General features: G+C 72.0%; 23 protein-coding genes and 2 pseudogenes. 9 read left to right on the plus strand and 16 right to left on the minus strand.

What is annotated here, in order from left to right; genetic code table 11:
• Nucleotides 1-311: 311 nt before the first annotated feature.
• The 3 genes from ACH4RC_RS23920 to ACH4RC_RS23930 all read right to left on the minus strand — a co-directional run bounded on the left by ACH4RC_RS23920 (nt 312) and on the right by ACH4RC_RS23930 (nt 2,276).
• Nucleotides 312-1,037 (minus strand): LPXTG cell wall anchor domain-containing protein, encoded by a 726-nt coding sequence (locus tag ACH4RC_RS23920; protein ID WP_398204290.1) that lies wholly within the window; start codon nt 1,035-1,037, stop codon nt 312-314.
• Between the two features lie 179 nt (nt 1,038-1,216).
• Complete coding sequence (locus ACH4RC_RS23925; protein WP_398204292.1) at nt 1,217-1,696, minus strand: ATP-binding protein; 480 nt, start codon at nt 1,694-1,696, stop codon at nt 1,217-1,219.
• A gap of 208 nt (nt 1,697-1,904) precedes the next feature.
• Nucleotides 1,905-2,276, minus strand: coding sequence for an STAS domain-containing protein (locus ACH4RC_RS23930; protein WP_398204294.1), 372 nt, complete (start codon nt 2,274-2,276; stop codon nt 1,905-1,907).
• 251 nt (nt 2,277-2,527) lie between these two features.
• Between ACH4RC_RS23930 and ACH4RC_RS23935 the strand changes: the two genes are divergently transcribed.
• Nucleotides 2,528-3,439, plus strand: coding sequence for an RNA polymerase sigma factor SigF (locus ACH4RC_RS23935; protein ID WP_398204667.1), 912 nt, complete (start codon nt 2,528-2,530; stop codon nt 3,437-3,439).
• Nucleotides 3,440-3,472: 33 nt separating this feature from the next.
• On the opposite strand, the pseudogene ACH4RC_RS23940 reads toward ACH4RC_RS23935, so the two are convergent.
• Nucleotides 3,473-3,743, minus strand: a pseudogene (locus ACH4RC_RS23940) (hypothetical protein).
• 26 nt (nt 3,744-3,769) lie between these two features.
• Between ACH4RC_RS23940 and ACH4RC_RS23945 the strand changes: the two are divergent.
• Nucleotides 3,770-3,889, plus strand: a pseudogene (locus ACH4RC_RS23945) (SDR family oxidoreductase); the annotation flags it as partial.
• Nucleotides 3,890-3,971: 82 nt separating this feature from the next.
• On the opposite strand, the gene hutI reads toward ACH4RC_RS23945, so the two are convergent.
• From hutI to hutU, 4 genes are all read right to left on the minus strand, one after another.
• Nucleotides 3,972-5,141, minus strand: a complete 1,170-nt coding sequence (gene hutI / locus ACH4RC_RS23950) for an imidazolonepropionase (protein WP_398204297.1) — start codon at nt 5,139-5,141, stop codon at nt 3,972-3,974.
• Between the two features lie 78 nt (nt 5,142-5,219).
• Nucleotides 5,220-6,572 carry a formimidoylglutamate deiminase gene (locus tag ACH4RC_RS23955; protein ID WP_398204670.1) on the minus strand — a complete coding sequence of 451 codons (1,353 nt, stop codon included), beginning with the start codon at nt 6,570-6,572 and terminating at the stop codon, nt 5,220-5,222.
• Nucleotides 6,563-7,774 (minus strand): allantoate amidohydrolase, encoded by a 1,212-nt coding sequence (locus ACH4RC_RS23960; protein WP_398204299.1) that lies wholly within the window; start codon nt 7,772-7,774, stop codon nt 6,563-6,565. Before ACH4RC_RS23960 ends, ACH4RC_RS23955 begins: the two co-directional genes overlap by 10 nt.
• Nucleotides 7,775-7,863: 89 nt before the next feature.
• Nucleotides 7,864-9,522 (minus strand): urocanate hydratase, encoded by a 1,659-nt coding sequence (gene hutU, locus ACH4RC_RS23965; RefSeq protein ID WP_398204672.1) that lies wholly within the window; start codon nt 9,520-9,522, stop codon nt 7,864-7,866.
• Between the two features lie 122 nt (nt 9,523-9,644).
• Here hutU and ACH4RC_RS23970 point away from each other — a divergent pair, with 122 nt between their 5' ends.
• The 5 genes from ACH4RC_RS23970 to ACH4RC_RS23990 all read left to right on the plus strand — a co-directional run bounded on the left by ACH4RC_RS23970 (nt 9,645) and on the right by ACH4RC_RS23990 (nt 13,427).
• Nucleotides 9,645-11,021, plus strand: coding sequence for a diaminopimelate decarboxylase (locus tag ACH4RC_RS23970; protein WP_398204301.1), 1,377 nt, complete (start codon nt 9,645-9,647; stop codon nt 11,019-11,021).
• 180 nt (nt 11,022-11,201) lie between these two features.
• Nucleotides 11,202-11,615 (plus strand): hypothetical protein, encoded by a 414-nt coding sequence (locus ACH4RC_RS23975; protein WP_398204304.1) that lies wholly within the window; start codon nt 11,202-11,204, stop codon nt 11,613-11,615.
• A complete protein-coding gene (locus ACH4RC_RS23980) occupies nt 11,612-12,400 on the plus strand; it encodes a transcriptional regulator (RefSeq protein WP_398204306.1) in 789 nt (262 codons plus the stop codon). The genes ACH4RC_RS23975 and ACH4RC_RS23980 overlap by 4 nt, the downstream gene beginning before the upstream one ends.
• Nucleotides 12,401-12,465: 65 nt before the next feature.
• Nucleotides 12,466-13,026: a roadblock/LC7 domain-containing protein gene (locus ACH4RC_RS23985; RefSeq protein WP_398204308.1), complete on the plus strand. Its 561-nt coding sequence runs from the start codon at nt 12,466-12,468 to the stop codon at nt 13,024-13,026.
• 26 nt (nt 13,027-13,052) lie between these two features.
• Nucleotides 13,053-13,427, plus strand: coding sequence for a hypothetical protein (locus tag ACH4RC_RS23990; protein WP_398204311.1), 375 nt, complete (start codon nt 13,053-13,055; stop codon nt 13,425-13,427).
• A gap of 39 nt (nt 13,428-13,466) precedes the next feature.
• Here ACH4RC_RS23990 and ACH4RC_RS23995 read toward each other — a convergent pair whose 3' ends face one another.
• From ACH4RC_RS23995 to ACH4RC_RS24025, 7 genes are all read right to left on the minus strand, one after another.
• Nucleotides 13,467-14,039 carry a hypothetical protein gene (locus ACH4RC_RS23995; RefSeq protein ID WP_398204313.1) on the minus strand — a complete coding sequence of 191 codons (573 nt, stop codon included), beginning with the start codon at nt 14,037-14,039 and terminating at the stop codon, nt 13,467-13,469.
• 141 nt (nt 14,040-14,180) lie between these two features.
• Nucleotides 14,181-14,621, minus strand: coding sequence for a hypothetical protein (locus ACH4RC_RS24000; protein WP_398204315.1), 441 nt, complete (start codon nt 14,619-14,621; stop codon nt 14,181-14,183).
• Between the two features lie 57 nt (nt 14,622-14,678).
• On the minus strand, nt 14,679-16,100 hold the full coding sequence (locus tag ACH4RC_RS24005) for a purine-cytosine permease family protein (RefSeq protein WP_398204318.1): 1,422 nt from the start codon (nt 16,098-16,100) through the stop codon (nt 14,679-14,681).
• Between the two features lie 11 nt (nt 16,101-16,111).
• On the minus strand, nt 16,112-17,047 hold the full coding sequence (locus tag ACH4RC_RS24010) for an ABC transporter substrate-binding protein (protein WP_398204320.1): 936 nt from the start codon (nt 17,045-17,047) through the stop codon (nt 16,112-16,114).
• Between the two features lie 21 nt (nt 17,048-17,068).
• Nucleotides 17,069-17,746 carry an ABC transporter permease gene (locus ACH4RC_RS24015; protein WP_398204321.1) on the minus strand — a complete coding sequence of 226 codons (678 nt, stop codon included), beginning with the start codon at nt 17,744-17,746 and terminating at the stop codon, nt 17,069-17,071.
• Between the two features lie 5 nt (nt 17,747-17,751).
• Nucleotides 17,752-18,396, minus strand: coding sequence for an ABC transporter permease (locus ACH4RC_RS24020; RefSeq protein WP_398204324.1), 645 nt, complete (start codon nt 18,394-18,396; stop codon nt 17,752-17,754).
• Nucleotides 18,393-19,571, minus strand: a complete 1,179-nt coding sequence (locus ACH4RC_RS24025) for an ABC transporter ATP-binding protein (protein WP_398204327.1) — start codon at nt 19,569-19,571, stop codon at nt 18,393-18,395. Before ACH4RC_RS24025 ends, ACH4RC_RS24020 begins: the two co-directional genes overlap by 4 nt.
• A 201-nt stretch (nt 19,572-19,772) precedes the next feature.
• Here ACH4RC_RS24025 and ACH4RC_RS24030 point away from each other — a divergent pair, with 201 nt between their 5' ends.
• Nucleotides 19,773-21,254 carry an aromatic amino acid ammonia-lyase gene (locus ACH4RC_RS24030; protein WP_398204329.1) on the plus strand — a complete coding sequence of 494 codons (1,482 nt, stop codon included), beginning with the start codon at nt 19,773-19,775 and terminating at the stop codon, nt 21,252-21,254.
• A gap of 154 nt (nt 21,255-21,408) precedes the next feature.
• Complete coding sequence (locus ACH4RC_RS24035; protein ID WP_398204331.1) at nt 21,409-22,278, plus strand: MurR/RpiR family transcriptional regulator; 870 nt, start codon at nt 21,409-21,411, stop codon at nt 22,276-22,278.
• 579 nt (nt 22,279-22,857) lie between these two features.
• Here ACH4RC_RS24035 and ACH4RC_RS24040 read toward each other — a convergent pair.
• On the minus strand, nt 22,858-24,243 hold the full coding sequence (locus ACH4RC_RS24040) for a cystathionine beta-synthase (RefSeq protein ID WP_398204334.1): 1,386 nt from the start codon (nt 24,241-24,243) through the stop codon (nt 22,858-22,860).
• Nucleotides 24,244-24,268 lie beyond the last annotated feature (25 nt).

Consider the following 24,268-nt stretch of genomic DNA (forward strand, 5'->3'; position numbering starts at 1 on the left):
CGGCGCGTGCGGCGCCGTCGTGGCTGGTCGCGCAGTTCCCCGCGCCCCTGGCGGGGCGCTCCTTTCCGGCGGACCCGGCTCCTCGTCGGCTGTTGCACCGACGCCCGCGCGCCGTAGACGTACGTGTCTCGTCGGCGCGTGCGGCGCCGTCGTGGCTGGTCGCGCAGTTCCCCGCGCCCCTGGCGGGGCGCTCCTTTCCGGCGGACCCGGCTCCTCGTCGGCTGTTGTACCGACGCCCGCGCGCCGTAGGGGTTCGTGTCCTGTCGGCGCGTGCGGCGTCATCGTGGTTGCTCGCGCAGTTCCCCGCGCCCCTAGCGGGGCGCTCCTTCCTGGCGCCTGCGGGTGAGCCACAAGGTTCCCGCCACTCCGGCCAGGAGGACCGTTCCGCCCAGGGTGCCCAGGGCTATCGCGGAGTCCTCGGGGCCGGTCTGCGGGAGTTGGCTGTCGCCGGAGGCGGACGACTGGGAGTCGCCGGCTGTGGTGCTGCCGCTGTCGCCGCTGCCGGACGCGGCGCCGCCGGCGCCCTGCACGGTCAGTTCCAGTGACGGCTTCGGGCTGTTGCCCGGCGTGCAGGTCGTCGTCGTGCCGAGCGCCTCGATGGTCAGGACGCCCGCCGTGAACGTGACCTTGCCGCTGCTCTTCGGCGTGTACGTGCCCGAGAGATCACTGATCTTGATGGGGGTGTTGGCGGGGATCGCCGCGGAGTTCGGCGGGCCCGACACCGGCAGCGAGCCGCTGTCCGCACCGCCGAGTTTGATCACCGCGCTGGGCTTCATCGCACCCTTGCCGAGCTCGACCGGGCTGGAGGAGACGCCCTTCTGGAAGGTCATCGTGATCTTGTAGCCGCTGCCGCTCTTGACGCTCTTCATGTCGATCGGGGACACGGCCGACTTGTTGCCGATCGGCGTCTTGCACTGGTAGTTGACGTCCTGCACCGTGGCCTCGGCCGCGGGAGCGGCCATCAGCACCGCCGAGCCGGCCAGGGCCGCGCTGAGCGCACACGCGGCGGTTCGTTTCTGGTACGTCCGGTACGACACCTCGGGATCCCTCCAGACCGACGGCCGCCGACAGCACGTTTGCTGACGGTTCATCAGATGCGGGTGGCTCAAGGTACGCCCGGCGCCTTGCCGAGGGAAGACACAGAGCAGGGGAAGACAAAGAGCGCGCCGGATCGGTTTCGATCCGGCGCGCTCCTGGTACGCGTGAAGGGTGCGCCTCAGGCGGGAGTACCCAGCTCCGCCCAAACGGTTTTGCCGACGACCCCGGGCGCGCGCACGACACCCCAGTCGAGGCAGAGACGCTGAACGATGAACATGCCGTGCCCGCCGGGGCGCCCCGCGCGGTGCGGCGTGCGCGGCTCGGGCTGTCCGGCACCGTGGTCGGCGACCTCGATGCGCAGGACCTTGTTGTCGAGGGAGACCGTCAGCGAGTCCGGGCCCTCGGCGTGCAGGCAGGCGTTGGTGACCAGCTCGGAGACGACGAGCAGCACATCTTCGGCGGCGGCACGGCTCTCCGCGCTCGGGGCGGGCAGCCAGCCCCACGCGTGCAACGCGTCCCGGGAGAAGTCGCGGGCGAGCGGCACGATGCCGCTCGCCCCCGCGAGGCTCAGCGTGCGGACCTGCCGGCCGCCGGCAGCCGGGACATCGCCGGACTCGGGGCCGTGGTCGCCCGGCGAGTAAGGCCGGGTGGCGCTCATCAGCACTTCACCTCACCGATTCACCATTTCAGCTTCTTCTTCAGGACTCAGGGCTCAGGGTTGCAGGGGTGGTCGGGTGTCTCCTGCCCGGCCGGACGACGAGAACACCCATCGATTCGGTGTGGACCCTGTGACGCCGATAACGCCTCGGTCACGTGGAGACAACTGGAGCGTAACTTCTACCGCTCCAGGGCACGAGCGCATCCGCTCACTCGGCGGCGAGCGCCGCGGAGAGGGTTTCGTGCACCGTAAAGACGGCGTCGGCTCCGGTGATCTCGAAGACCCGGGCCACCACCGGCTGCATCCCGGCCAGATGGACCCCGCCACCCTGGGCCTCGGCCTTGAGGCGCGCCCCGAGCAGCACGTTCAGCCCCGTGGAGTCGCAGAACTCGAGCCGCGCACAGTCCACCACCAGCCGGGAGAAGCCGCTCACCAGGCATTCTTCGAGAGGTTCACGCAGCAGGTCCGCGGTGTGGTGATCCAGCTCACCCACCGGGGTCACGACGGCGCTGGCGCCCTCTTCCCGTACCTCGACCAGAAGCCGGCCCCGATGAGCGCTGCCGACTGTCCCGCGGTCCATGACGTCTCTCTCTCGCTGCCTTCGACGTGCCGGTTGACGCCCTCGAACACTACGCCTTCTCTATGGCACCCGGTACCCAACAACCCCTAAGAAACGGACATTTAGGGGCATAGCGCACTTGCGGCCCGGCGACGAAAGCGGGTAGGCCTAGTAAGGACAGAAAACGAACCCGCCGGCTTTGGAGGCGCCGCACTCCCGACAGTGCACGTATTGGCATCGGCAGCCATATGCCGAGAACGATGGAGGACATCATGTCACCCCGGCTCGACGCCTCGCATACCGACCAGGCGACGTCGACACCCGCACCGGAACGCCACCGCGACCTCGAGTCCGACGCTGCGGAAAGCGCTCTGGAAGGTCTCGACGGGCTCCCGGAGATCCCGCCGTTCGCCGAGGTGGGAGCGGTCGACGCCCGCGCCCTCTCCAAGACGCTCTTCGAGCGCCTTGAGTCCCTCGAAGAGGGCACCCACGAATTTTCTTATGTCCGCAACACCCTGGTCGAGCTGAACCTCGCCCTGGTGAAGTTCGCGGCCTCCCGGTTCCGCTCCCGCAGCGAGCCCATGGAAGACATCATCCAGGTCGGCACGATCGGCCTGATCAAGGCGATCGACCGCTTCGAGCTGAGCCGTGGGGTCGAGTTCCCCACCTTCGCGATGCCAACCATCGTCGGTGAGATCAAGCGCTTCTTCCGCGACACCTCCTGGTCCGTACGGGTGCCCCGGCGCCTCCAGGAGCTCCGTCTCGACCTCGCCAAGGCGGGCGACGAGCTCGCCCAGCAGCTCGACCGAGCACCCACGGTGGCCGAGCTCGCCGAGCGCCTGGGCCTGTCGAACGACGAGGTCGTGGAGGGCATGGCGGCGTCCAACGCCTACACCGCCAGCTCGCTCGACGCCCAGCCCGAGGAGGACGACTCCGAAGGCGCGCTCGCGGACCGTATCGGCTACGAGGACCACGGCCTCGAGGGCATCGAGTACATCGAGTCGCTGAAGCCCCTGATCGCCGAACTCCCGGCCCGCGACCGCAAGATCCTCTCCCTGCGCTTCGTCGCCAACATGACGCAGTCCGAGATCGGCGACGAGCTGGGCATCTCCCAGATGCACGTCTCCCGCCTGCTCTCCCGCACCCTCGTCAAGCTCCGCAAGGGGCTGACGGTCGAGGAATAGAGCGCCCAAGTCCTGCCGTGGGCCCGCCGGTCGTCACCGAGTGACGACCGGCGGGCCCACGACGTTCCGCAACATGCGCAGCGCCTCCTCCGAAGAGGAGCCCGGCGTGGCGGTGTAGATGACGACTCGCTGATCGCGGTCCATGATGTCCAGGACATCGCAGTTCACGGCGACGGTGCCGACCAGAGGGTGCTCGAAGGTCTTGCAGAGCGAACCCCCGGCTTCCGGTGCGGAGTTCACCGACCAGTGACCGCACTTCCGGATCGTCGGGGTAGCGGGCGGCCGTGGCCCACAGGTGACGCACCGAGGTTCTGATGAACTCGTCGGCGTCCGCGATCCCGTACAGCCGCCCCGGAAGAGATCGCCCAGGCGGCGGCGTGGCTGCTCAGCGACCGGGCGTCCTACGTCACCGGGACGGTTCTGCGGGTGGACGGGGGGATGTGGGCCTGAGCGCGAGCAGCGCGGAACCCCGGGCATCGCGGTCCCGGGAACCGGCGGCCGCCGCCCGTCCGGCCGGGCGCTCCCGCCGGGCTCAGGCGACTCGTGCCCCCGCCCGCCACACCTCGCCGACCAGCGGCACCCCCGGCCGGTACGCCAGATGTACGTGGCTCGGGGCGTCCAGGAACGCCAGGTTCGCGCGGGCGCCCGGTGCCAGGTGGCCCACGTCCGTCCTGCGGAGCGCCTTCGCGCCGCCCGCGGTGGCGGACCAGAGGGCCTCGTCCGGGGTCATGCCCATGTCCCGTACCGCCAGGGCGATGCAGAAGGGGACGGACGAGGTGAAGGAGGAGCCCGGGTTGCAGTCCGTGGAGAGGGCCACTGTCGCGCCCGCGTCCAGCAGGCGGCGGGCGTTCGGCCATTGCGCCCGGGTGGAGAACTCGGCGCCGGGGAGGAGGGTCGCCACCGTGTCGCTCTGGGCCAGGGCGTCCACGTCCTCGTCCGTGAGGTGCGTGCAGTGGTCGGCGCTGGCCGCGTCCAGTTCCACCGCCAGCCGGACTCCGGGGCCGTACGAGAGCTGGTTCGCGTGGATGCGGGGGGTCAGGCCCTTCGCCTTGCCCGCCATCAGGATCGCCCTCGCCTGGTCGCCGTCGAACGCGCCCTTCTCGCAGAAGACGTCGATCCAGCGGGCGTGGGGCGCGCACGCGTCCAGCATCTCGCCCGTCACCAGGTCCACGTAGGCCGCCGGGTCGTCCGCGTGGTCGGGGGGCACGATGTGCGCGCCCAGGTACGTGACCTCGTCCGTGTGGGACGCCGCGATGCGCAGCGCACGGGACTCGTGCTCCGTCGACAGCCCGTAGCCGGACTTCGTCTCGAAGGTGGTCGTGCCCTGGCGCAGGGCCTCGGTCAGGTAGCGGGTCAGGTTCGACTCCAGTTCGGCGTCTGTCGCCGCCCTTGTCGCCGCCACCGTCGTGCGGATGCCTCCGGCCGAGTACGCCCTGCCTTCCATACGGGCGTTGAACTCGTCCGTGCGGTCGCCCGCGAAGAGGAGGTGGGAGTGGCTGTCCACGAAGCCGGGGATCACGGCCCGGCCCTGTGCGTCGTACGCCTCGTCCGCCGCCGGGACGTTCTTGTCGGGGCCCGCCCAGGCGATCTTGTCGTCCTCGACGACCAGGGCGGCGTTCTCGATCCGGCCCAGGGGGCCGCTGCCCAGGTCCGGGCTGTTGGTGACCAGGGTGCCGATGTTGGTGATGGCTGTGGTCGTCATGGTGCTGTTCCTCTTCCCTGAGGTCACGGGGCTCCGCCCGGGGCCCCGCTCCTCGAACGCCGGAGGGGCTGAATGGGCCTATGCGCGCAGCGCCGCGATCGCGTCCGTCAAGGCCGTCGCCACGTCGCCGACCCGCGCGTGCCGGCCCTCCGCCACGATCCGGCGGCCGCCCGCGATCACGTCCGTCACGTCCGCCGCGCCCGCCGCGAAGACCGCCGTCTCCGCGCCCAGGCGCGGCGCCGCGCCCGCCGTGCGGACCGAGGTCAGGGACAGCGTCACCAGGTCCGCCACCGCGCCGGCCTCCATGGTTCCCGCGTCGGACCAGCCGAGCGCCGCGTGGCCGTCGACCGTGGACGCGCGGAGCAGGGCCGCCGCCGTCCAGTGGCCGCGTGTGCGGGAGCGCAGGCGCTCGTTCAGCTCCATCGCGCGCGCCTCCTCGAACGGGTCGATCACGGCGTGGCTGTCCGAGCCGAGGGAGAGCGGGGAGCCCGCCTTCTGGAGGGCCGCCGCCGGGCCGATGCCGTCGGCCAGGTCGCGTTCGGTCGTCGGGCACATGCAGGTGCCGGTGCCCGTGCCGCCGATCAACGCGATGTCGGCGGGCGTCAGGTGGGTGTTGTGGACACCCGTCGTCCCCCTCCCCAGCACACCGTTGTCGGCCAGGAGCCGGGTCGGGGTGCAGCCGTGGGCCGCCTCGCACGCCTCGTTCTCCGCCGTCTGCTCGGAGAGGTGGACGTGGAGGGGGGCACCGCGCGTCCTCGCCCACTCCGCCACCGTCGGCAACTGGTCCGCCGGGACCGCTCGCACCGAGTGCACCGCCGCGCCGATCCTCGCGTGCGGGCGGTCCTCGAGGAGCGACGCGCGTTCGGCCCAGGCCTCCGTCGTGCCGTCGGAGAAGCGCTGCTGGTGGCGGTCGGGCGCCTTGCCGAAGCCGGAGGAGACGTACGCCGTGTCGAGGAGCGTGATGCGGATGCCCGCCTCGGACGCCGCCGCGATGAGCGCCTCGCCCATCGCGTTCGGGTCGGCGTACGGGGTGCCGCCGGGGGCGTGGTGCAGGTAGTGGAACTCGCCGACCGCCGTGATGCCGGCCAGCGCCATCTCCGCGTACACCGCCCGCGCGAGCGCGTGGTACGTGTCCGGGGTCAGCCGTTCGGCCACCCCGTACATCGTCTCGCGCCAGGTCCAGAACGTGCCCGAGCCGACCTGGACCGTCGAGCGCAGCGCCCGGTGGAAGGCGTGGCTGTGGGCATTGGCCAGGCCGGGGAGGGTCAGGCCGCGCAGGACCACCGCCCCGGGCGGGGGTGTCGTGACCTCCTTGTGGACGGACGTGATCCGGCCGGCGCCGTCCTCGCCGGACGACACCTCCACCGTCACGCCCCGCTCCACCGTCGGGTCGAGCCAGGCGTACTCCAACCAGTACGTCGTCACTTGCAGGCCAGTCCTTCCAGTACGTCGGCCAGGGCGCGCACGCCCGCCACGCAGTCGTCCTCGGACGCGGACTCGGCCGGGGAGTGCGAGACGCCCGTCGGGTTGCGTACGAACAGCATGGCGGTGGGGACCGACGAGGCGAGTATTCCCGCGTCGTGTCCCGCGCCTGTCCCCAGGACGGGGACCCTGAGGCCGGCCGGAGCGGCGCTCGTACCGAGGATGCGAGCCAGTTCGTCGCGCAGCGCGTGGTCGAAGTCGACGACCGGGGTGAACGACTCGCGTGTCATGGCTACGTCGATGCCGTGTGCGTCCGCGTACGCGCGGGCCGCCTGCTCGATCGCCGTGACCGTACGGTCGAGCGCGTCCTGGTCCGCGGCGCGCGAGTCGAGCCAGCCGCGGACCAGGGACGGAATGGCGTTGACGCCGTTCGGCTCGACAGCGATCTTGCCGAATGTCGCCACCGCGCCCGCCAGTCGCGCTTCCCTGCGCGCCGCCAGGACCGTCTCCGCGTACGGGAGCATCGGGTCCCTGCGGTCGGCCAGGCGGGTCGTGCCCGCGTGGTTGGCCTCGCCGCGGAAGTCCAGGCGCCAGCGGCCGTGGGGCCAGATGGCACTGGCGATGCCCACCGCGTCGCCGGACAGGTCGAGGGCGCGGCCCTGTTCCACGTGCAGTTCGATGAACGCGCCGATGCGGGACAGGCGGTCCGGGTCCGGGCCGATCGTCTCCGGGTCGTAGCCCGCGCGCTCCATCGCCCGGGGGAGGGTGATGCCGTCGGCGTCCGTGAGGGCGTACGCCTGGTCTCGGGTGAGGTGGCCGCCCGTGAGGCGGGAGCCTACGCAGGCCAGGCCGAAGCGGGCGCCCTCTTCGTCGCCGAAGTTGGTGACGGCCAGGGGTCTGGTGAACTCGGCCCCCCGGTCCCGGAGTTCGTCCAGGGCCGCGAAGGAGGAGACCACGCCCAGGGGGCCGTCGAAGGCGCCGCCGTCCGGGACCGAGTCCAGGTGGGAGCCCGTGACGACCGCGTCGCCCGCCTCCGGGTCGCCGAGCCAGGCCCACTGGTTGCCGTTGCGGTCCAGTTCGTAGGTCAGGCCGCGGGTCTCGGCCTGGGCCTTGAACCAGGCCCGGCAGTCGGTGTCCGCGCCGGTCCAGGCGTGGCGGCGGTAGCCGCCGGAGTCCGCGTGCCGGCCGATCGGCGCCAGGTCCCGCCACATCTCCAGGAAGCTTGGGGCTGAGGTCGCGGGGCCCTGCCCCGGACCCCGCTGCCTCTCGTACGAAGGCGGGGCTTGGTGTGGGCCCGTGCTCACTCGCCCTCCCGCATCGGCACCCGCACGCCTCGCTCCGACGCCACCTCGGCCGCGTGCTCGTACCCCGCGTCCACGTGGCGGATGACGCCCATCGCCGGGTCGTTCGTCAGGACCCTCTCGATCTTCCGCGCCGCCAGCTCCGTACCGTCCGCCACGCACACCTGGCCCGCGTGGACGGAGCGGCCCATGCCGACGCCGCCGCCGTGGTGGAGGGAGACCCAGGACGCGCCGGAGGCCGTGTTGACCAGGGCGTTGAGCAGGGGCCAGTCGGCGATCGCGTCGGAGCCGTCCTTCATGGACTCGGTCTCGCGGTACGGGGAGGCGACGGACCCCGAGTCGAGGTGGTCGCGGCCGATGGCGACCGGGGCCGACAGCTCGCCGGACGCGACCATCTCGTTGAACTTCAGGCCCGCGAGGTGGCGTTCGCCGTAGCCGAGCCAGCAGATCCGGGCGGGCAGGCCCTCGAAGGAGATGCGTTCCGCGGCCATGTCGAGCCAGCGGTGCAGGTGCTTGTTGTCCGGGAAGAGTTCCTTGATCGCGGCGTCCGTCCTGGCGATGTCCGCCGGGTCGCCGGAGAGAGCCGCCCAGCGGAACGGGCCGAGGCCCTCCTCGAACAGCGGGCGGATGTGGGCCGGGACGAAGCCGGGGAAGTCGAAGGCGCGCTCGCAGCCGGCCTTGCGGGCCTCGTCGCGGATGGAGTTGCCGTAGTCGAAGACCTCGGCGCCCCTGTCCAGGAAGCCGATCATCGCTTCGACGTGCAGGCGCATGGAGTGGCGGGCCTTGTCCGTGAAGCCCGCCGGGTCCGCCTCGCGCTCCTTGTCCCAGTCCTCGACCGAGACACCGAGGGGGAGGTAGGCCAGCGGGTCGTGGGCCGACGTCTGGTCCGTCACGATGTCGATCGGGGCCTCGCGGCGGAGCAGCTCCGGGAAGACCTCGGCCGCGTTGCCGACGACGCCGATGGACAGGGCGCGGCGCTCGTCGCGCGCCTGGACGGCCAGTTCGAGGGCGTGGTCGAGGTTGTCGGCCTTCACGTCCAGGTAGCGGGTGCCGATGCGGCGGTCGATGCGGGTCTCGTCGACGTCGACGCAGACCGCCACGCCCTCGTTCATGGTGATCGCGAGGGGCTGGGCGCCGCCCATGCCGCCCACGCCCGCCGTCAGGGTGATCGTTCCGGCCAGCGTGCCGTCGAACCTCTTCCGCGCCACCGCGCCGAACGTCTCGTACGTGCCCTGCACGATGCCCTGCGAGCCGATGTAGATCCACGAACCGGCCGTCATCTGGCCGTACATGGTCAGGCCCGCGGCCTCCAGCTTGCGGAACTCCTCCCAGTTGGCCCAGTCGCCGACGAGGTTGGAGTTGGCGAGCAGCACGCGCGGCGCCCATTCGCTGGTGCGCAGGACGCCGACCGGCTTGCCGGACTGGACGAGGAGCGTCTCGTCCGACTTCAGCGTCTTCAGCGTGCGCACGATCGCGTCGAACGCCTCCCAGGACCGGACCGCCTTGCCCGTGCCCCCGTAGACGACCAGCTTGTCGGGGTGCTCGGCGACCTCGGCGTCGAGGTTGTTCATGAGCATCCGCAGGGCGCCTTCCTGCTGCCAGCCGAGCGTGTTCAGCTCGGTGCCGCGCGGGGCTCGTACGGGGCGTGGTCCTGACATCGGCGACATCGGCGGCCTCCTGGGATACTCCATTGACGATCCGGCTATTCACATCCTGGTCTTCTGAATAGAGCTAGTCAATACATTCCCCTCGACGCGCTCCGGGTGGTTGTCTGGACAACATGGCACCCACGGACGCATCCACCGGCCCGACCCTCGCGATCTCCGCCCTCTCCACCCGCCGTGACCGGGCCGTACGCGCCGCCGTCGGACAGGGACTCGTCGGCCCGGCCGCGCCCGTCGCCGGGCTCCTCGACGTGGCCGGTGTCCGCGCGTCCGCCGCCGCCCTGCGCGCCGCCTTCGCCGCTGTCACCGCCCCCGGCACCGAGGTCCTGCACGCCTTCGCCGTGAAGGCGACGCCGCTCGTGCCCGTACTGCGCCTGCTGTACGAGGCGGGCATCGGGGCCGAGGTGGCGAGCCCGGGGGAGCTGGCGCTGGCCCGGGCCGCCGGGGTGCCGCCGACGCGGACCGTCCTGGACTCCCCCGCGAAGACCGGCGCCGAACTGCGCGAGGCGCTCGCCGTCGGCATCGCGGTCAACGCCGACAACCCGCAGGAGCTGGCCCGTATCGACGCCCTGGTCTCCTCGGCGCCGACCTCGTCGCCCATCGGCGTACGCGTCAACCCGCAGATCGGCGCGGGCTCGATCGGCGCCCTGTCCACCGCGACCGCCACCTCCAAGTTCGGCGTCGCACTGCGGGACGAGGGCGCCCGCGACTGGGTCGTGCGCGCCTGCCTCGACCGGCCGTGGCTGACCCGCCTCCACACGCACACCGGGTCGCAAGGCGTACCTCTGGAGCTGATGGCGCAGGGTGTGCGGGCCGCGTACGAACTCGCCGAGGAGATCAACGAGGCGGCCGGGCGGCGGCAGATCGACACCCTCGACATCGGCGGCGGGCTGCCCGTCAACTTCGCCTCCGACGACCACACCCCCGACTACGCCACCTACGCGAAGCTGCTCGCCGCCACCGTTCCCGGGCTCTTCGACGGGCGCTACGGACTCGTCACCGAGTTCGGCCGGTCACTGCTCGCCAAGCACGGCACGATCCTCGCCCTCGTCGAGTACGCGAAGGAGAGCGGCGGGCGGCCGATCGCCGTCACCCACGCGGGTGTCCAGGTCGCCACGCGGACCGTGTACGCGCCCGCGTCCTGGCCGCTGCGGATCGCCGCCTACGACGCGCAGGGGCGGCGCAAGACCGGTCCGGCCGTCGCCCAGGACGTCGCCGGGCCCGCCTGCTTCTCCGGTGACCTGCTCGCCGAGAACCACGCGCTGCCGCTGCTCGAAGCCGGCGACTACGCGGCCGCGCTCGACACCGGCGCGTACTACTTCGCGCAGCACTACTCGTACAACTCGCTCACGCGGCCCGGCGTGTACGGGTTCGGCACGGCCGACGACGCGAACGGCGGCGTACGGTTCGCGACCGTGCGCGCGCCGCAGACCGTCGAGGAGATCGTGGCGGAGTCGGGCGGTGACCGGAGGGGCGCCCTGCTCGACCTGTGACGCCCGGGGCTGCCGTGAACCCTCCGCAATTGTCATGCGGTTGGCGGATTTTAGCCCTCTTCTGAATGTTCCACCGGAAAATGCCAGAACGCTCACCAGGTCGCCGCACAGTGCGTAGTTTCGTCGTCACGCAAGCGACAGCTTCGCACGAACACGACGATCTGGTGAGGAGTTTCAGGCGTGCCCGGAATCGACGAGTGCCTGCTCCAGGTCATGCGGCTGCCGGGGGCGCGCGGCGCCTCCGTCGTCGACTGGACCAGCGGGCTCGCCCTCGGCACCATCGGGGACTCGCCCAACGGGGACCATGAGGCGACCGCCGCGGAGGCCGCCGAGCTCGCCCGGCTCGCCGCCGAGCACCGGGTCTTCTCCCCGGCCGACGGCAGCGACTGGTCGCCGGGGTCCGCCAGCGACAAGGCGCCGCCCGTCGAGGACGTCATCGTCACCAATCGCGACGGCTACCACCTGCTGCGTTTCGTCCGGACCAGTTTCGACAGCAGCGTCTTCCTGCACCTGTGGCTCGACCGGGACGAGGGCAACCTCGCGCTCTCCCGGCTGCGCCTCGCCGACCTGGCCGACCGGCTGGTCCTGGGATGAGCGCGGCGACCGCCGCCGCGGGCGGAAAGATATCCCCGATGCTCGACCGGCTCGCCGAGGAGCGGGCCACCGGGGCGCTGATACGCGAGCACGGCACGCTCTACCTCGCCGACGGCCACGTCGTGCACGCGGAGGCGCCCGCGACGCCCGGCATGGACGTCCTGCTCACCGCCAGCGGCGCGATACAGGCCGACGGCTGGTGGGAGGCGGTCGACCGGGCGGGCGCCCGGCAGAGCGTCGGCCGCTACCTCGTCGAGCGGGGCCGTCTCTCGGACGGCGCGCTCGAACTCTGCCACCTCGGCGCCGTCTTCGACGCCGCGTACTTCATCCTCGCGCCGAGCAGCGGCCCCTCCCGTTTCCGGTACGGGGTCTCGCACTGGTTCGGGGCGGTACGGCCCGTGCCGGTGGCCGCCGTCGAGCGCGAGACCCGGCGCCGCCGCGAACTGCTCCAGCGGATCTGGCCCGAGCCCGACACCGACACCGCGCCCCTGGCCAGGACCGCCGGCCAGGAGCCGCCCGTACCCGCGCGCAGGCGCCGCGTCCTGGACCTGGTCGACGGGGTGCGCACCGCCTCGCAGATCGCGCTCGCCCTGGGCAGGCCCGCCTTCCACACCCTGGTCGACCTGCGCCGCCTGGCCGCGGGCGGCCTGGTCACCACCGCTCCCCCGGAGTCGGCCACCACATCCACCGCGATTCCCGTCCCCGCGTGGATGGCGCACGCCGCCGTCGAGGACCCCGACGTGGCGCTGCTGCGCAGGCTGCGCGCCGCGCTGGAGTCGCTGTGAAGCGCCTGCGCCGCATCGCGCGGGCCGGCTCCGAACCTCCCGTCACTTCCGGAAGGAGACCGCCGATGGCCGACGAGGCCGAAGTCCTCGGCGAACTGCAACGACTGCGCGTCCGGGTCCCCCAGGTCACCGGCGCGCTCGCGGCCAGCGTCGACGGACTCGTGCTCGCCCAGGACACGCCCGGCGTCGAACCCGAGGGCGTGGCCGCGCTGACCGCCGCCGCGCTCGGCGTGGCCCAGCGCCTCTCGGACGCCACCGGGCAGGGCGGCTTCCGCGAACTCCTGGTGCGCGGCACGGACGGCTACGTCGCCACGTACGCCGCCGGGGGCGCCGCCGTCCTCACCCTGCTCGCCGAGGACCGGATCAACGTGGGGCGGCTGCATCTGGAGGGCCGCCGCTCCGGTACCCGGATCGGCGAACTGGTCGACGCGGCCGTCGCCGCCGCCGAACCGCCCGCGAAGCCCCGCGGCCGGTCCCGGGCGCGTACGACACCCGCCCTGCCCCCGGCGCCCGCCGACAGCAGACTTCCCGTCCGCACGCCCAAGACCACCAGAGCTCCGGAGACCTCCGAGGCCGCCGGGGCCGAGCTTCCCGAACCCGAACTGCAACCCCGCACAGCCCGTTGAGGCAGCGTAGGAAAGGACCCAGCACCATGGCCAACACCGAGACCGCACTGAAGGACGCCGTCACCTCCATCGAGGGCGCGAGCGCCGCCGCCCTCGTGGACTACAACAGCGGCATGGCCCTCGGCACCATCGGCGGCTCCAAGAGCTTCGACCTGGAGGTCGCCGCCGCGGGCAACACCGATGTCGTCCGCGCCAAGCTGCGCACCATGGAACACCTCGGCCTGAAGGACGAGATCGAGGACATCCTCATCACCCTCGGCACGCAGTACCACCTGATCCGGCTGCTCAAGGGCCGCAGCGGCAACGGTCTCTTCCTGTACCTCGTGCTGGACTCCTCGCGCGCCAACCTGGCGATGGCCCGCCACCAGCTCAAGAAGATCGAGACCGAACTCGACGTATGAGCGAGCGGGCTGGGCGAATTCGCCGAGTTCGTCTCCGAGTCAGCGACGCCGTGCCCCGCCGGGCGCGGCGTCGCCCGCCGCCGTCCCCGTGGACCGGTACGCCTTGACCTGCTTGCCCGCGGGCGCGCCCGCGCGCGGGCCCAGCCAGTCCACGCGCAGCCACACCAGCGCGCTCTCCTCCCGCTCCCGGCGCCCCAGCCAGGCCGCCTTCAGCCACAGTCCGGCGCCCGCCCCGGCAAGGGCCATGCCGCCCGCCGCGGGCACCGCGAACGCGCCGGCGAGCGCCGCGAGGAAGGCGAGCACCAGCCACCACCGGTGGCCGCGCCGCCAGTTCCGTACGGTGACGTGCCGGCTCTGCAGCACATCGAACTTCCCCGCACGGGACGCCCCGCGCGCCAGCCGCACGTACCGCTGCCTGCGGCCGTACGCCACCGCCGCCGCGGTCACGAGGAACAGCGCGGCCCCGCCGAGCACCCCGATCCGCCGCCCGGTCAACCCGCCGGGGACGAGGCCGACGCCCGCCGCGACGACGCCGAGCCACCACAGCGGGGCGGCCCCTGCGCGTACCACCACAGCGGTCCTGACCAGTCCCTGCGCTCCGCGCGTCGCCACCTCGTGCCCTCCTACCGGCGTCCGTCCATGCGTCCGGTGCGGGAGGTTAGCGACGGTTTCTGAAGGTTGGGTGAGGAGGGTGACGAGGGGGTGCGGGGCGTGCCGCTCCGGGCGGAGGCCGCGGGCGACCGCGTCCGGCGGCTACTCCTCCCATTCGTCGGAGTCGCGCCGCTCCCGGCGCTTCTCCCCGAAGCGCGGCCAGACCCCCGCGTGCAGCGCGTTGACGCCGACGATGCCGCCCCACGCGATGAGCAGCCCCGGCAGGTGGGCGTTGACCACGGCGATGGCGGAGAGCGGGATCGCGAGGACGAGGGTGACGACGGCGAAGCCGAAGCGTTCGCCCCAGCCGTCACCGCCGGGGTTGCGGCCCCCGCGCGCGTCGCGGGCCACGACCATCTGCCGCTCGGCCAGCTGCCTGCGCACCCGGCGGTCCACGCTGGAGTCCAGGCGCTGCTCGACCTTGTCGAGGAACGAGTCGACGAGCGCGGTCTCGTACTCTTCGCCGAGTTCCCTGCGGGCGTGCAGGGTGGCGTCGAGTTCCTTCTTGAGTTCGGCGTCACGTGCCTGTTCACGGGCTTCCATACCCGGTAACGGTACGGAGCGCGGGCCCGTGGGGCATTGGGGTTATCCCCCCTCTTGTCAGGGGGTCGCGCCCGAGGCCACCGGTTCCGCGTGCGGCGCCTCCAGGATCGTCTCCGCCGGCACGTGCGCGGTGTCGCGGCGGGCGAGCAGCCAGTACAGGGCCGCCGGGACGACGAGCCCGACGATCCAGGAGACGTCGGCGCCGCCGAGCGGATCGACGAGCGGGCCTGTGTAGAAGGAGGTGGCCAGGAACGGGAACTGGGCGACGAGCCCGATCCCGTAGACCATGAGCGCCTTCCAGCGCCAGGCTCCGTAGCGGCCGTGCGGGTCGGCGAGGGCCGGGATGTCGTAGCGCTCGCGCGAGATCAGGTAGTAGTCGACGAGGTTGATGGCGCTCCACGGCGTGAAGAACGTCAGCAGGAACAGCAGGAAGTCCTTGAACGACGACAGGAAGCTGTCCTTGCCCGCGATGGCGACCGCCGTGCCCGCGACCATGATCAGTGCGATGTAGAGGGTCCGGCCGCGCTGGGAGAGGACGCGCTGCCCGCGGAAGCCGCTGACGCCGGTCACCATCGCCATGAAGCCGCCGTAGGTGTTGAGGACGTTGACGGTGAGCTTGCCGAGCGCGATGACGAAGTAGAAGACGGAGGCGACCGCGCCCGCGCCGCCGAGCGAGACGACGTAGCCGACCTGGTTGTCGAGGAACGCCTCACCGGCGGTCGCCGCGACGAGCACGCCGAACGTCATCGACCACTGCGAGCCGAGCGCCGACCCCGACAGCGTCCACCAGAACGTGGCCCTGGCGCTGGTGTCGCGCGGCAGATAGCGCGAATAGTCGGCGACGTACGGGCCGAACGCGAGCTGCCACGACGCCGACAGGGACACGGCGAGCAGGAACATCGGGAGCGAGAAGTGCGCGTCGCTCAGCAGGTCGCCGAGGTCGGCGCGGTCCAGCAGCCGGATGCCGAGGTAGACGAAGGCGACGGCACAGATGACGCTCGCGACGCGGCCGAGGACGTGGATGACGCGGTACCCGACGACCGCGAGTACGGCCGTGACCAGCGCGAAGACGATGATTCCGGTCGTGTCGTCCGTGTGCGTCAGCTCGGCCGTCGCCTGCCCGGCGAGCACGCTGCCGCTCGCGAAGAAGCCGACGTACATGAGGATCACCAGGAGCAGCGGCACGATGGCGCCCTTGACGCCGAACTGGGCCCGCGACTGGATCATCTGCGGCAGCCCGAGCTTCGGCCCCTGCGCGGAGTGCAGCGCCATGACGGCGCCGCCGAGCAGGTTGCCGAGCACGAGCCCGACTAGGGACCACACCACGTCGCCGCCGAAGACGACGGCGAGCGCGCCGGTGACGACGGCGGTGATGTGCAGGTTCGCGCCGACCCACAAGGTGAACTGGTTGAAGGCGCGCCCGTGCCGCTCACTGTCCGGGACGACGTCGATGGAGTGCTTCTCCACTACCGCTGCCATGCGTTGACCTCTTACTTCTTGCTCAGTCCGTGGGCGCGCGCGTAGTCGTTCGCGACGTCCTCGGGGTCTTTCTTGTCCTTGTCGACGAGCCGGTTCAGCTCGGTCAGCTGTTCGGTGGTGAGTACGTTGCCGAGCCGGGCCAGCGCCTTGCGGACGGTCGAGTCGGCCTTGCGGTCGGAGATCAGCGGGACGACGTGCTGACCGGGGACGAGGTTCTTGGGGTCGGTGAGGACGACCCAGTGGTTGGCGGCGATGTCGGTGTCGGTGGTGAACAGGTTCGCCACGTCGACGTCGCCCTTCCTCAGGGCGCCCTTCACCAGCGGCCCGGAGGAGTCGAGGGACTTGAACTCCTTGAACTCGACGCCGTAGACGTCCTTGAGCCCGACGGCTCCGACCTGCCGCTTCTTCACTTCCGGGGCGGCGCCGATGACGAGCTTCCCGTTGTGCTGCGCCAGGTCGGCGAGGGACTTGAGCCCGTACTTCTCGGCGGTCTCGCGGGTGACGGCGAACGCGTCCGAGTCCTCCGCCATCCCGTACGGCAGGATCTGCAGGCCCGCCGGGAGCGCCATGGCGAGGGCGTTCTGCATCTCGCCCTCCTCGGTGGCGTCGGCCTTGGTGTCGAGGTAGTGGAGCAAGGCCCCCTGGTACTCGGGCAGGAGGTCGATGTCGCCGCCCCTGAGCGCGGGGATGAGGATCTCGCGGGTGCCGAGGTTGGGGCGGACCTTCGTCTTCACCCCGGCCGCTTCGAGCACGGCGGCGTAGAGGTGGCCGAGGACCTGGTTCTCGGTGAAGTCGGCGGTGCCGATGGTGACGCCGTTCTCGCTGGAGCCGCCGCCACCGCCGCCACCGCCGTCCCCTTCGAGAGAGGTGATGCCGCTGGAGCAGGCGGCGAGCGCGGGCAAGGAGGCCGCGGCGACCAGACCGCCGAGGAGAGTACGTCGGTTCATCTGCATTGCTCTGCCTTGCTCCTAAGCCGGCTTCGGGGCGGCGGGACGGTGACGGAAGAGGAGACGCTGGAGCCCGGAGAGGGCCAGGTCGAGGACGACGGCGACGACCGCGACGAGGACCGCGCCGCCGAGCACCTGCACGAGGTCCCGCTGCGCGAGCCCGTCGAAGACGTAGCGGCCGAGCCCGCCGAAGGAGACGTACGCGGCGATGGTCGCCGTCGCCACGACCTGGATCAGCGCGAGCCGGAGCCCCGTCATGATCAGCGGGAGCGCGAGCGGCAGCTCGACCTGGAGGAGGACCTGGTGGGCGCGCATGCCCTGGCCGCGGGCCGCGTCCTTCACCTCCGGATCGACGGCGGTCATCCCCGCGTACGTGTTGGTCACGATGGACGGCACGGCGAGCGCGACGAGGGCGATGTAGACGGGCCACATCGAAAGGCCGCTGGCGAGGAAGACGAGCACGACGAGGCCGACGGTCGGCAGCGCGCGGCCGAAGGAGGAGAGGTTGATCGCGACGAAGGCGCCGCGGCCCGTGTGCCCGATGAGCAGGCCGACGGGGAGCGCGATCGCGGCGGCGACGAGCGTGGCGATCAGCGAGTACTGGAGGTGCTCGGCGAGCCGGTGCGCGATGCCGTCGGGGCCGGTCCACTGCTCGCCGCCGACCAGCCAGGAGCCGAGGTTCTTGAAGAGTTCGTACATGGCGGTCAGGCCTTCCGGGTGCGGGCCCACGGGGTGAGCAGCCGCTGTACGAGGACGAGAGCCGCGTCCGCGACGAGCGCGAGCAGCAGCGTGAGCACGACGCCGACGATCACCGGGGTCGGGAAGTTGCGCTGGAACCCGTCGGTGAAGAGCTGGCCGAGCCCGCCGTCACCGATGTACGTGGCCACGGAGACGAGCGAGATCGACATGACCGTCGCGATCCGCACCCCCGCCATGATCACCGGCAGCGCGAGCGGCAGCTCGACGGTGAGCAGGGCGCGCAGCGGCCGCGTGCCCATGGCCTTCGCGGCTTCCTTCGTCTTCTGCGGTACGGAGTCGAGACCCTCCACCGTGTTCCGGAGCAGGACGACCAGGGTGTAGATCGTCAGGCCGATGACGGTGGTGGTGCGGGTGAGTCCGGAGACCGGGAGGAGGAGGACGAAGACGGCGATGGACGGGATCGTGAACAGGACGTTCGACATCCCGAGGAGGAAGCCGCGCAGGGGTTTGACCCGGTGGGCGAGGACGGCGAGGGGGAGGGAGATGAGGAGGCCGAGCGCGACGGCGGTCAGGGCGGCCTGGAGGTGGGAGAGGGTGAGGGTGGTGAGGTCGGACCCGTGGGATCCGATCCAGTCCCAGTCGACGCTCATGCGGCATCGCGCCCGCTCGGACCAGCCGAATCAAGCCCCTCCGACGCATCCAGGCCCTCTGACTCATCAAGCCCCTTCGGCTCCTCAAGCCCCTCCGGCGATTGAGGAGCGGGGGCCGGGGTGGAGTCCCGAGACGGCGCGCCGGACAGAGCCGCGGCGTGAGCAGCCCCCGCCCGCACATGGATGTCGTCCCGGGACGAAACCCCGGTGAACACCCCGTCCGCGTCGACGCGGGCCACGAACCCGGCCGGCGACGCGACCGACTCGTTCAGAGCGGAAAGCAGCGAGTCCGAGTCGCGCAGGGGACGGACGGGCGCCTCGGCCCCGCCACCCCGCTCCCGCCAGCACAGCGGCTTGCGGGCGGCATCGAGCACCAGCTCCCAGCCCGCCCCGTCCGGCAGGGCCCCCTGGGCCACATCCGCGAGCACGCTCAGCGACAGCAGCTTCAACCCGCGCTCGGCCCCGAGAAAGTCCGCGACGAACCCGTCGACGGGCCGGGCCAGAAGCTCCGCGGGAGCCGCGCACTGGACAAGGTGCCCGCCCTCGCGGAACACGGCGATCCGGTCCCCGAGCCGCACCGCCTCGTCGATGTCGTGCGTGACGAAGACGATGGTCTTGCTCAGCTCCTTCTGCAGGCGCAGGAGTTCGTCCTGGAGCTGGCTGCGCACGACGGGGTCGACCGCGCCGAACGGCTCGTCCATGAGCAGCACCGGCGGATCCGCCGCGAGCGCCCGCGCCACGCCGACCCGCTGCTGCTGCCCGCCGGAGAGCTGGTGCGGGTAGCGCTTGCCCATCTCGGCGGCGAGCCCGACCCGTTCCAGGAGTTCACCGGCGGCGGCGCGGGCCTTCTTGCGGCCCCAGCCGAGCAGCAGCGGCACGGTGGCGACGTTGTCGAGGACGGTGCGGTGCGGGAAGAGGCCCGCCTGCTGGATGACATAGCCGATGGAGCGGCGCAGTTCGGCGGCGTCCTGGTCGAGGACGTCGCGGCCGCCGACGCGGATGGTGCCGGAGGTCGGCTCGACCATGCGGTTGATCATCCGCAGGCTGGTCGTCTTGCCGCAGCCGGACGAGCCGACGAAGACGGTCACGCCCCCTTCGGGCATGTCCAGCGTGAGGTCGTGGACCGCTGTCGTGCCGTTCGGGAACCGCTTGTGGACCGCTTCGAACTGAATCATGGAGCGCCTCTGTAGTCCTCTTGCCCGGCCTGCATACCTTCATGCAGAGTTCTCGGTGCGTGAATAACTTGTCAATGCCCCCGCGTAAATCGCTGGTAAATCACCCCGGGCCGCCCGGGATGTGAGACGCGACGGCCGTTCCGGCGGCGATTGACACCACAACAGACCCCTTCAGGCCCCTTCGAGGAGGAACAGCGCGTGATGCCCCCTATCGACACGGCACCGCCCCCGGTCGTCGTCCTCGACGGCCACGGCCTCCCGGTCACCGATGTGGTCCGCCTCGCCGACGCGGACGCACGACCTGTCCCCGGCACCGAGGCGATGAAACGCGTCGAGGGGTCCTGGAACGCGGCCCGCGAGATCGCCGCCTGGGGCCGCGTCTACGGCCGCTCCACCGGCGTCGGCGCCAACCGCAGCGAGGACGTGCCCACCGAGGCCGCCGCCGGCCACGGCCTGCGCCTGCTGCGCAGCCACGCGGGCGCCATCGGCGACGAGCTGCCCGAACGCGAGGTCCGCGCGATGCTCGCGGTCCGCGCCAACCAGCTCCTGGCGGGCGGCGCGGGCCTGCGCCCCACCGTCGTCACCGCCTTGTGCGAGGCGCTGGAGAACGGCGCCCACCCGGCGGTCAACGAACACGGCTCCGTCGGCACCGGCGACATCGCCGCCCTCGCCCAGATGGGCCTCGCCCTCGCCGGCGAACACCCCTGGCGCGGCAAGGGCACGGCGCCCGCCGCCCAGCCGCTCGACAACAACGACGCGCTCGCCCTGATCTCCAGCAACGCCCTCACCCTCGGCCAGTCCGCGCTCGCCCTGCACGAGCTGCGCTCCCTGCTCGCCGCGACCGGGCTCGTCGCCGCGCTCAGCCTCCTGGCCGTCGACGGCTCGTACGAGGCCTACGCGCTCCCCGTCCACGAGGCCCGCCGCCACAAGGGCTCCTACGAGGTCGCCGCCCGGATGCGCGGCCTCCTCGGCGCCCCCGACCGCCCGACCCCACCGCTCGGCCGCATCCAGGACCCGTACGGATTCCGCTGCGTGCCCCAGATCCACGGCCCGGCGCAGGACGCGGCGGACGCGCTCGAAGCGGTCCTCACCGTCGAGATCAACGCGGCGGCCGAGAACCCGCTGATCTCACCCGAGGACATGACCGCGTACCACCACGGCGGCTTCTACATGGCCCAACTCGCCCTCGCCCTGGACCACTTCAGGCTCGCCGTCACCCAGGTGGCCCGCCTGTCGACGTCCCGCCTGTCCACGCTCAACGAACCGGCGTACACGCGCCTGCGCCCGTTCCTCGCCGACGGCGAACCCGGCGCGTCCGGCGTGATGATCCTGGAGTACGCCGCCGGAGCCGCACTCGGCGACCTGCGCGCCTTCTCCGCCCCCGCCTCGCTCGGCCACGCGGTCCTCTCGCGCGGCGTCGAGGAACAGGCCAGCTTCGCCTCCCTGGCCGCCCGCCAGACCCTGCGCGCCTGCGCCGCCTACCGCCAGGTCGTCGGCTGCGAACTGGTCGCCGCGGTCCGTGCCCTGCGCCTGCGCGACCACCGCCCCGACGAGGAGCTGCCGGTGGGCCGCGCCTTCGCCCTCGCCGACGCAACCCTCGAACCGGACCTGACGGACCGCCCGCTGACGGAGGACGTGGAACGGGCGGCGTCGCTCCTCGACCGCTTCGCGGAACAGCGGTAGCCGGGTCTCGTCGCGACGCCGTGACAGGGCACACCCGGCGCCCCTACGCCCCCGCGGCCCCTGGCGCCGAACGCCACCGCCTGAATAACATCATGCACGGCGACTTTTTACTGAATGGACTGGACGGCGCGGGGCGCGGGACGGACGGGGACACATGACCGAGCACACGACGAACGACACCGGCGCTCCGGGGGGCCACAGCCCGGCCACCCGCCTCCAGCACCTCTTCGAGGGCCACCGCCTGACCCCCACCCAGCGCCGCATCGCGCACTGCATGGTGCGGCGTGCGGCCGACGTACCGTTCCTGTCCTCCGTGGAGCTGGCCGAACTGGCCGGGGTCAGCCAGCCCTCGGTGACCCGCTTCGCGGTCGCGCTCGGCTTCGACGGCTACCCGGCGCTGCGCAAGCACCTGCGCGAAGTGGCCCCCGCCGGACCCACGGCGCCCACCCGCGCCAACGAGTACCAGCAAGCAGTCGAGGCCGAGATCGCCAACCTCCGCCACCTGGCCGACCTCCTCGCCGACCCCGCCCCGGTCGAGCGCGCCGGCGCCCTCCTCGCCGCCTCCCGGCCCCTCCTCGTCCTCGGCCTGCGCGCGGCGGCCTCCCAGGCGTACGGGTTCTCGTACTTCGCGGCGAAGGTCCACCCCGACGTCCGCCTCCTCGACGAGGGCGGCACGATGCTCGCCGACCGCATCGACGCGGCCGTCCGCGCGGGCGCCACGGCCCTGCTCTGCTTCGCCCTGCCCCGCCACCCCCGCGAGGCCGTCGACACCCTCGCCTACGCCAGGTCCGTCGGCCTGACGGTGGTCACGGTGGCCGACTCGGCGTTCGCCCCGGTCGCCGCCCACTCCGACCTGCTCCTGCCCGCAGCCGTCGGCACGGGCCTCGCCTTCGACACGGCCTGCGCGCCGATGCTGCTCGGCCGCGTACTCCTGGAGGCGATGTGCGACGGCCTGCCCGAGGCGCAGGCGCGCCTGGAGGAGTTCGACGTACGGGCGGCGGAGCGCGGCCTCTTCATGGAGTGAGGGCGCCACCGTGTCGCCGCAGAGAATTGCGCGGGGACCGCCGCACCCCCTGTGACGGGGGGCGGGACGACGGCGGTCCCCGCGAGGAGCGCGCGACCGGGTCAGAACCGGCCTGCCGCGCCCAGGGCGTCCATGGAGATCCGGGAGCCGCTCCGAAACCGTCCTTGACGCCGCTCTGTGCCGTCAGAGGCGGGGAGCCGCTCCCGCCCCTTCCGACATCCACCAATGTGCCGGACCCGTGTTAAGCGGGTGCTGCGCGCACGTGACGTGCGCGTACCAGTTCGGCGACGTCCCTCTCCTGCTCCCCACGCCACACGGCCACGAAGGCCACGAAGGCCCCGAAGACCCCGAAGACCCTGAAGACTCCGACCGCCTGTACCGCGCCCCGACCGTGACCGACGACGGTCTCTTCATCGCGCGCCGGGCCGTCCACGGCCTCCGCCCGCCCGACCGCCCGTCGTCGAGCGAGGCGAACTGCGGCGAGGGCCGCCCCGCACCAGAGAGCGCACCGGACGGCACGCCCGGGGGACGCAGGTGCTCGGCCCCGGCGCCGTCACCGGCCGCGGGGCCGCACGAGGATCACTTGCCGTCGCCCGCCATGTAGGCCAGCAGGTCCTGGCGGCTGACCACACCGGTCGGCTTGCCCTCGACCAGCACGATCGCGGCGTCCGCCGCGCCGAGCACGGCCATCAGGTCCGCGACCGGCTCGCCGGAGCCGACCTGCGGCAGCGGTGCGGACATGTGCTTCTCCAGCGGGTCGAGCAGCGCGGCCCGCTTCGTGAACAACGCGTCGAGCAACTCCCGCTCGACGACGGAGCCGACGACCTCGGCGGCCATCACGTCAGGATGTCCCGCGCCGCGCTTCACCACCGGCATCTGGCTGACCCCGTACTCGCGCAGCACCTCGATGGCCTCGCCGACCGTCTCCTCCGGGTGCATGTGGATGAGACCCGGGATGGTCTCCTCCTTGTGGCTCAGTACGTCGAGCACCCGGCCGGCCTCGGCGGGCTCCTCCAGGAAGCCGTACGAGGACAGCCACTCGTCGTTGAAGATCTTCGAGAGGTACCCGCGCCCGCTGTCCGGCAGCAGGACGACCACGACGTCGTCGGGGCCGAGCCGCTCCGCCACCCGCAGCGCGGCCACGACCGCCATGCCGCAGGAGCCGCCGACCAGGAGGCCCTCCTCCTTGGCGAGGCGGCGGGTCATCTGGAAGGAGTCCTTGTCGGAGACCGGGACGATCTCGTCGGCGACCTCACGGTCGTAGGCGCTCGGCCAGAAGTCCTCGCCGACGCCCTCGACGAGGTACGGGCGCCCGGAGCCGCCCGAGTAGACGGAGCCCTCCGGGTCGGCGCCGATGACCTGGACGCGGCCCTCGCTCGCGTCCTTCAGGTAGCGGCCGGTGCCGGAGATGGTGCCGCCCGTGCCGACGCCCGTGACGAAGTGCGTGATGCGCCCCTCCGTCTGCTCCCACAGCTCGGGGCCCGTGGAGTGGTAGTGGGAGAGCGGGTTGTTGGGGTTGCTGTACTGGTCCGGCTTCCAGGCGCCCGGCGTCTCGCGTACGAGCCGGTCGGAGACGTTGTAGTACGAATCCGGGTGCTCCGGGTCGACGGCGGTCGGGCAGACGACGACCTCGGCGCCGTACGCGCGCAGCACGTTGATCTTGTCCGTGGAAACCTTGTCGGGGCACACGAAGATGCACTTGTACCCCTTCTGCTGCGCCACGATGGCCAGGCCGACACCCGTGTTGCCGCTGGTGGGCTCCACGATCGTGCCGCCCGGCGCGAGCTCCCCGCTCTTCTCGGCCGCCTCGATCATGCGCAGCGCGATGCGGTCCTTCACGGAGCCGCCGGGGTTGAAGTACTCGACCTTGGCCAGGACGGTCGCCTGGAGCCCTTCGGTCACCTTGTTGAGCCTCACCAGCGGGGTGTTGCCGACGAGGCTGATCATCGAATCGTGGATCTGCACGTTGTCTCCGGGTCTCCTACAGACA

Origin of the sequence: Streptomyces sp. NPDC016845, from assembly GCF_044332585.1 — a bacterium.
GTDB lineage: Bacteria > Actinomycetota > Actinomycetes > Streptomycetales > Streptomycetaceae > Streptomyces.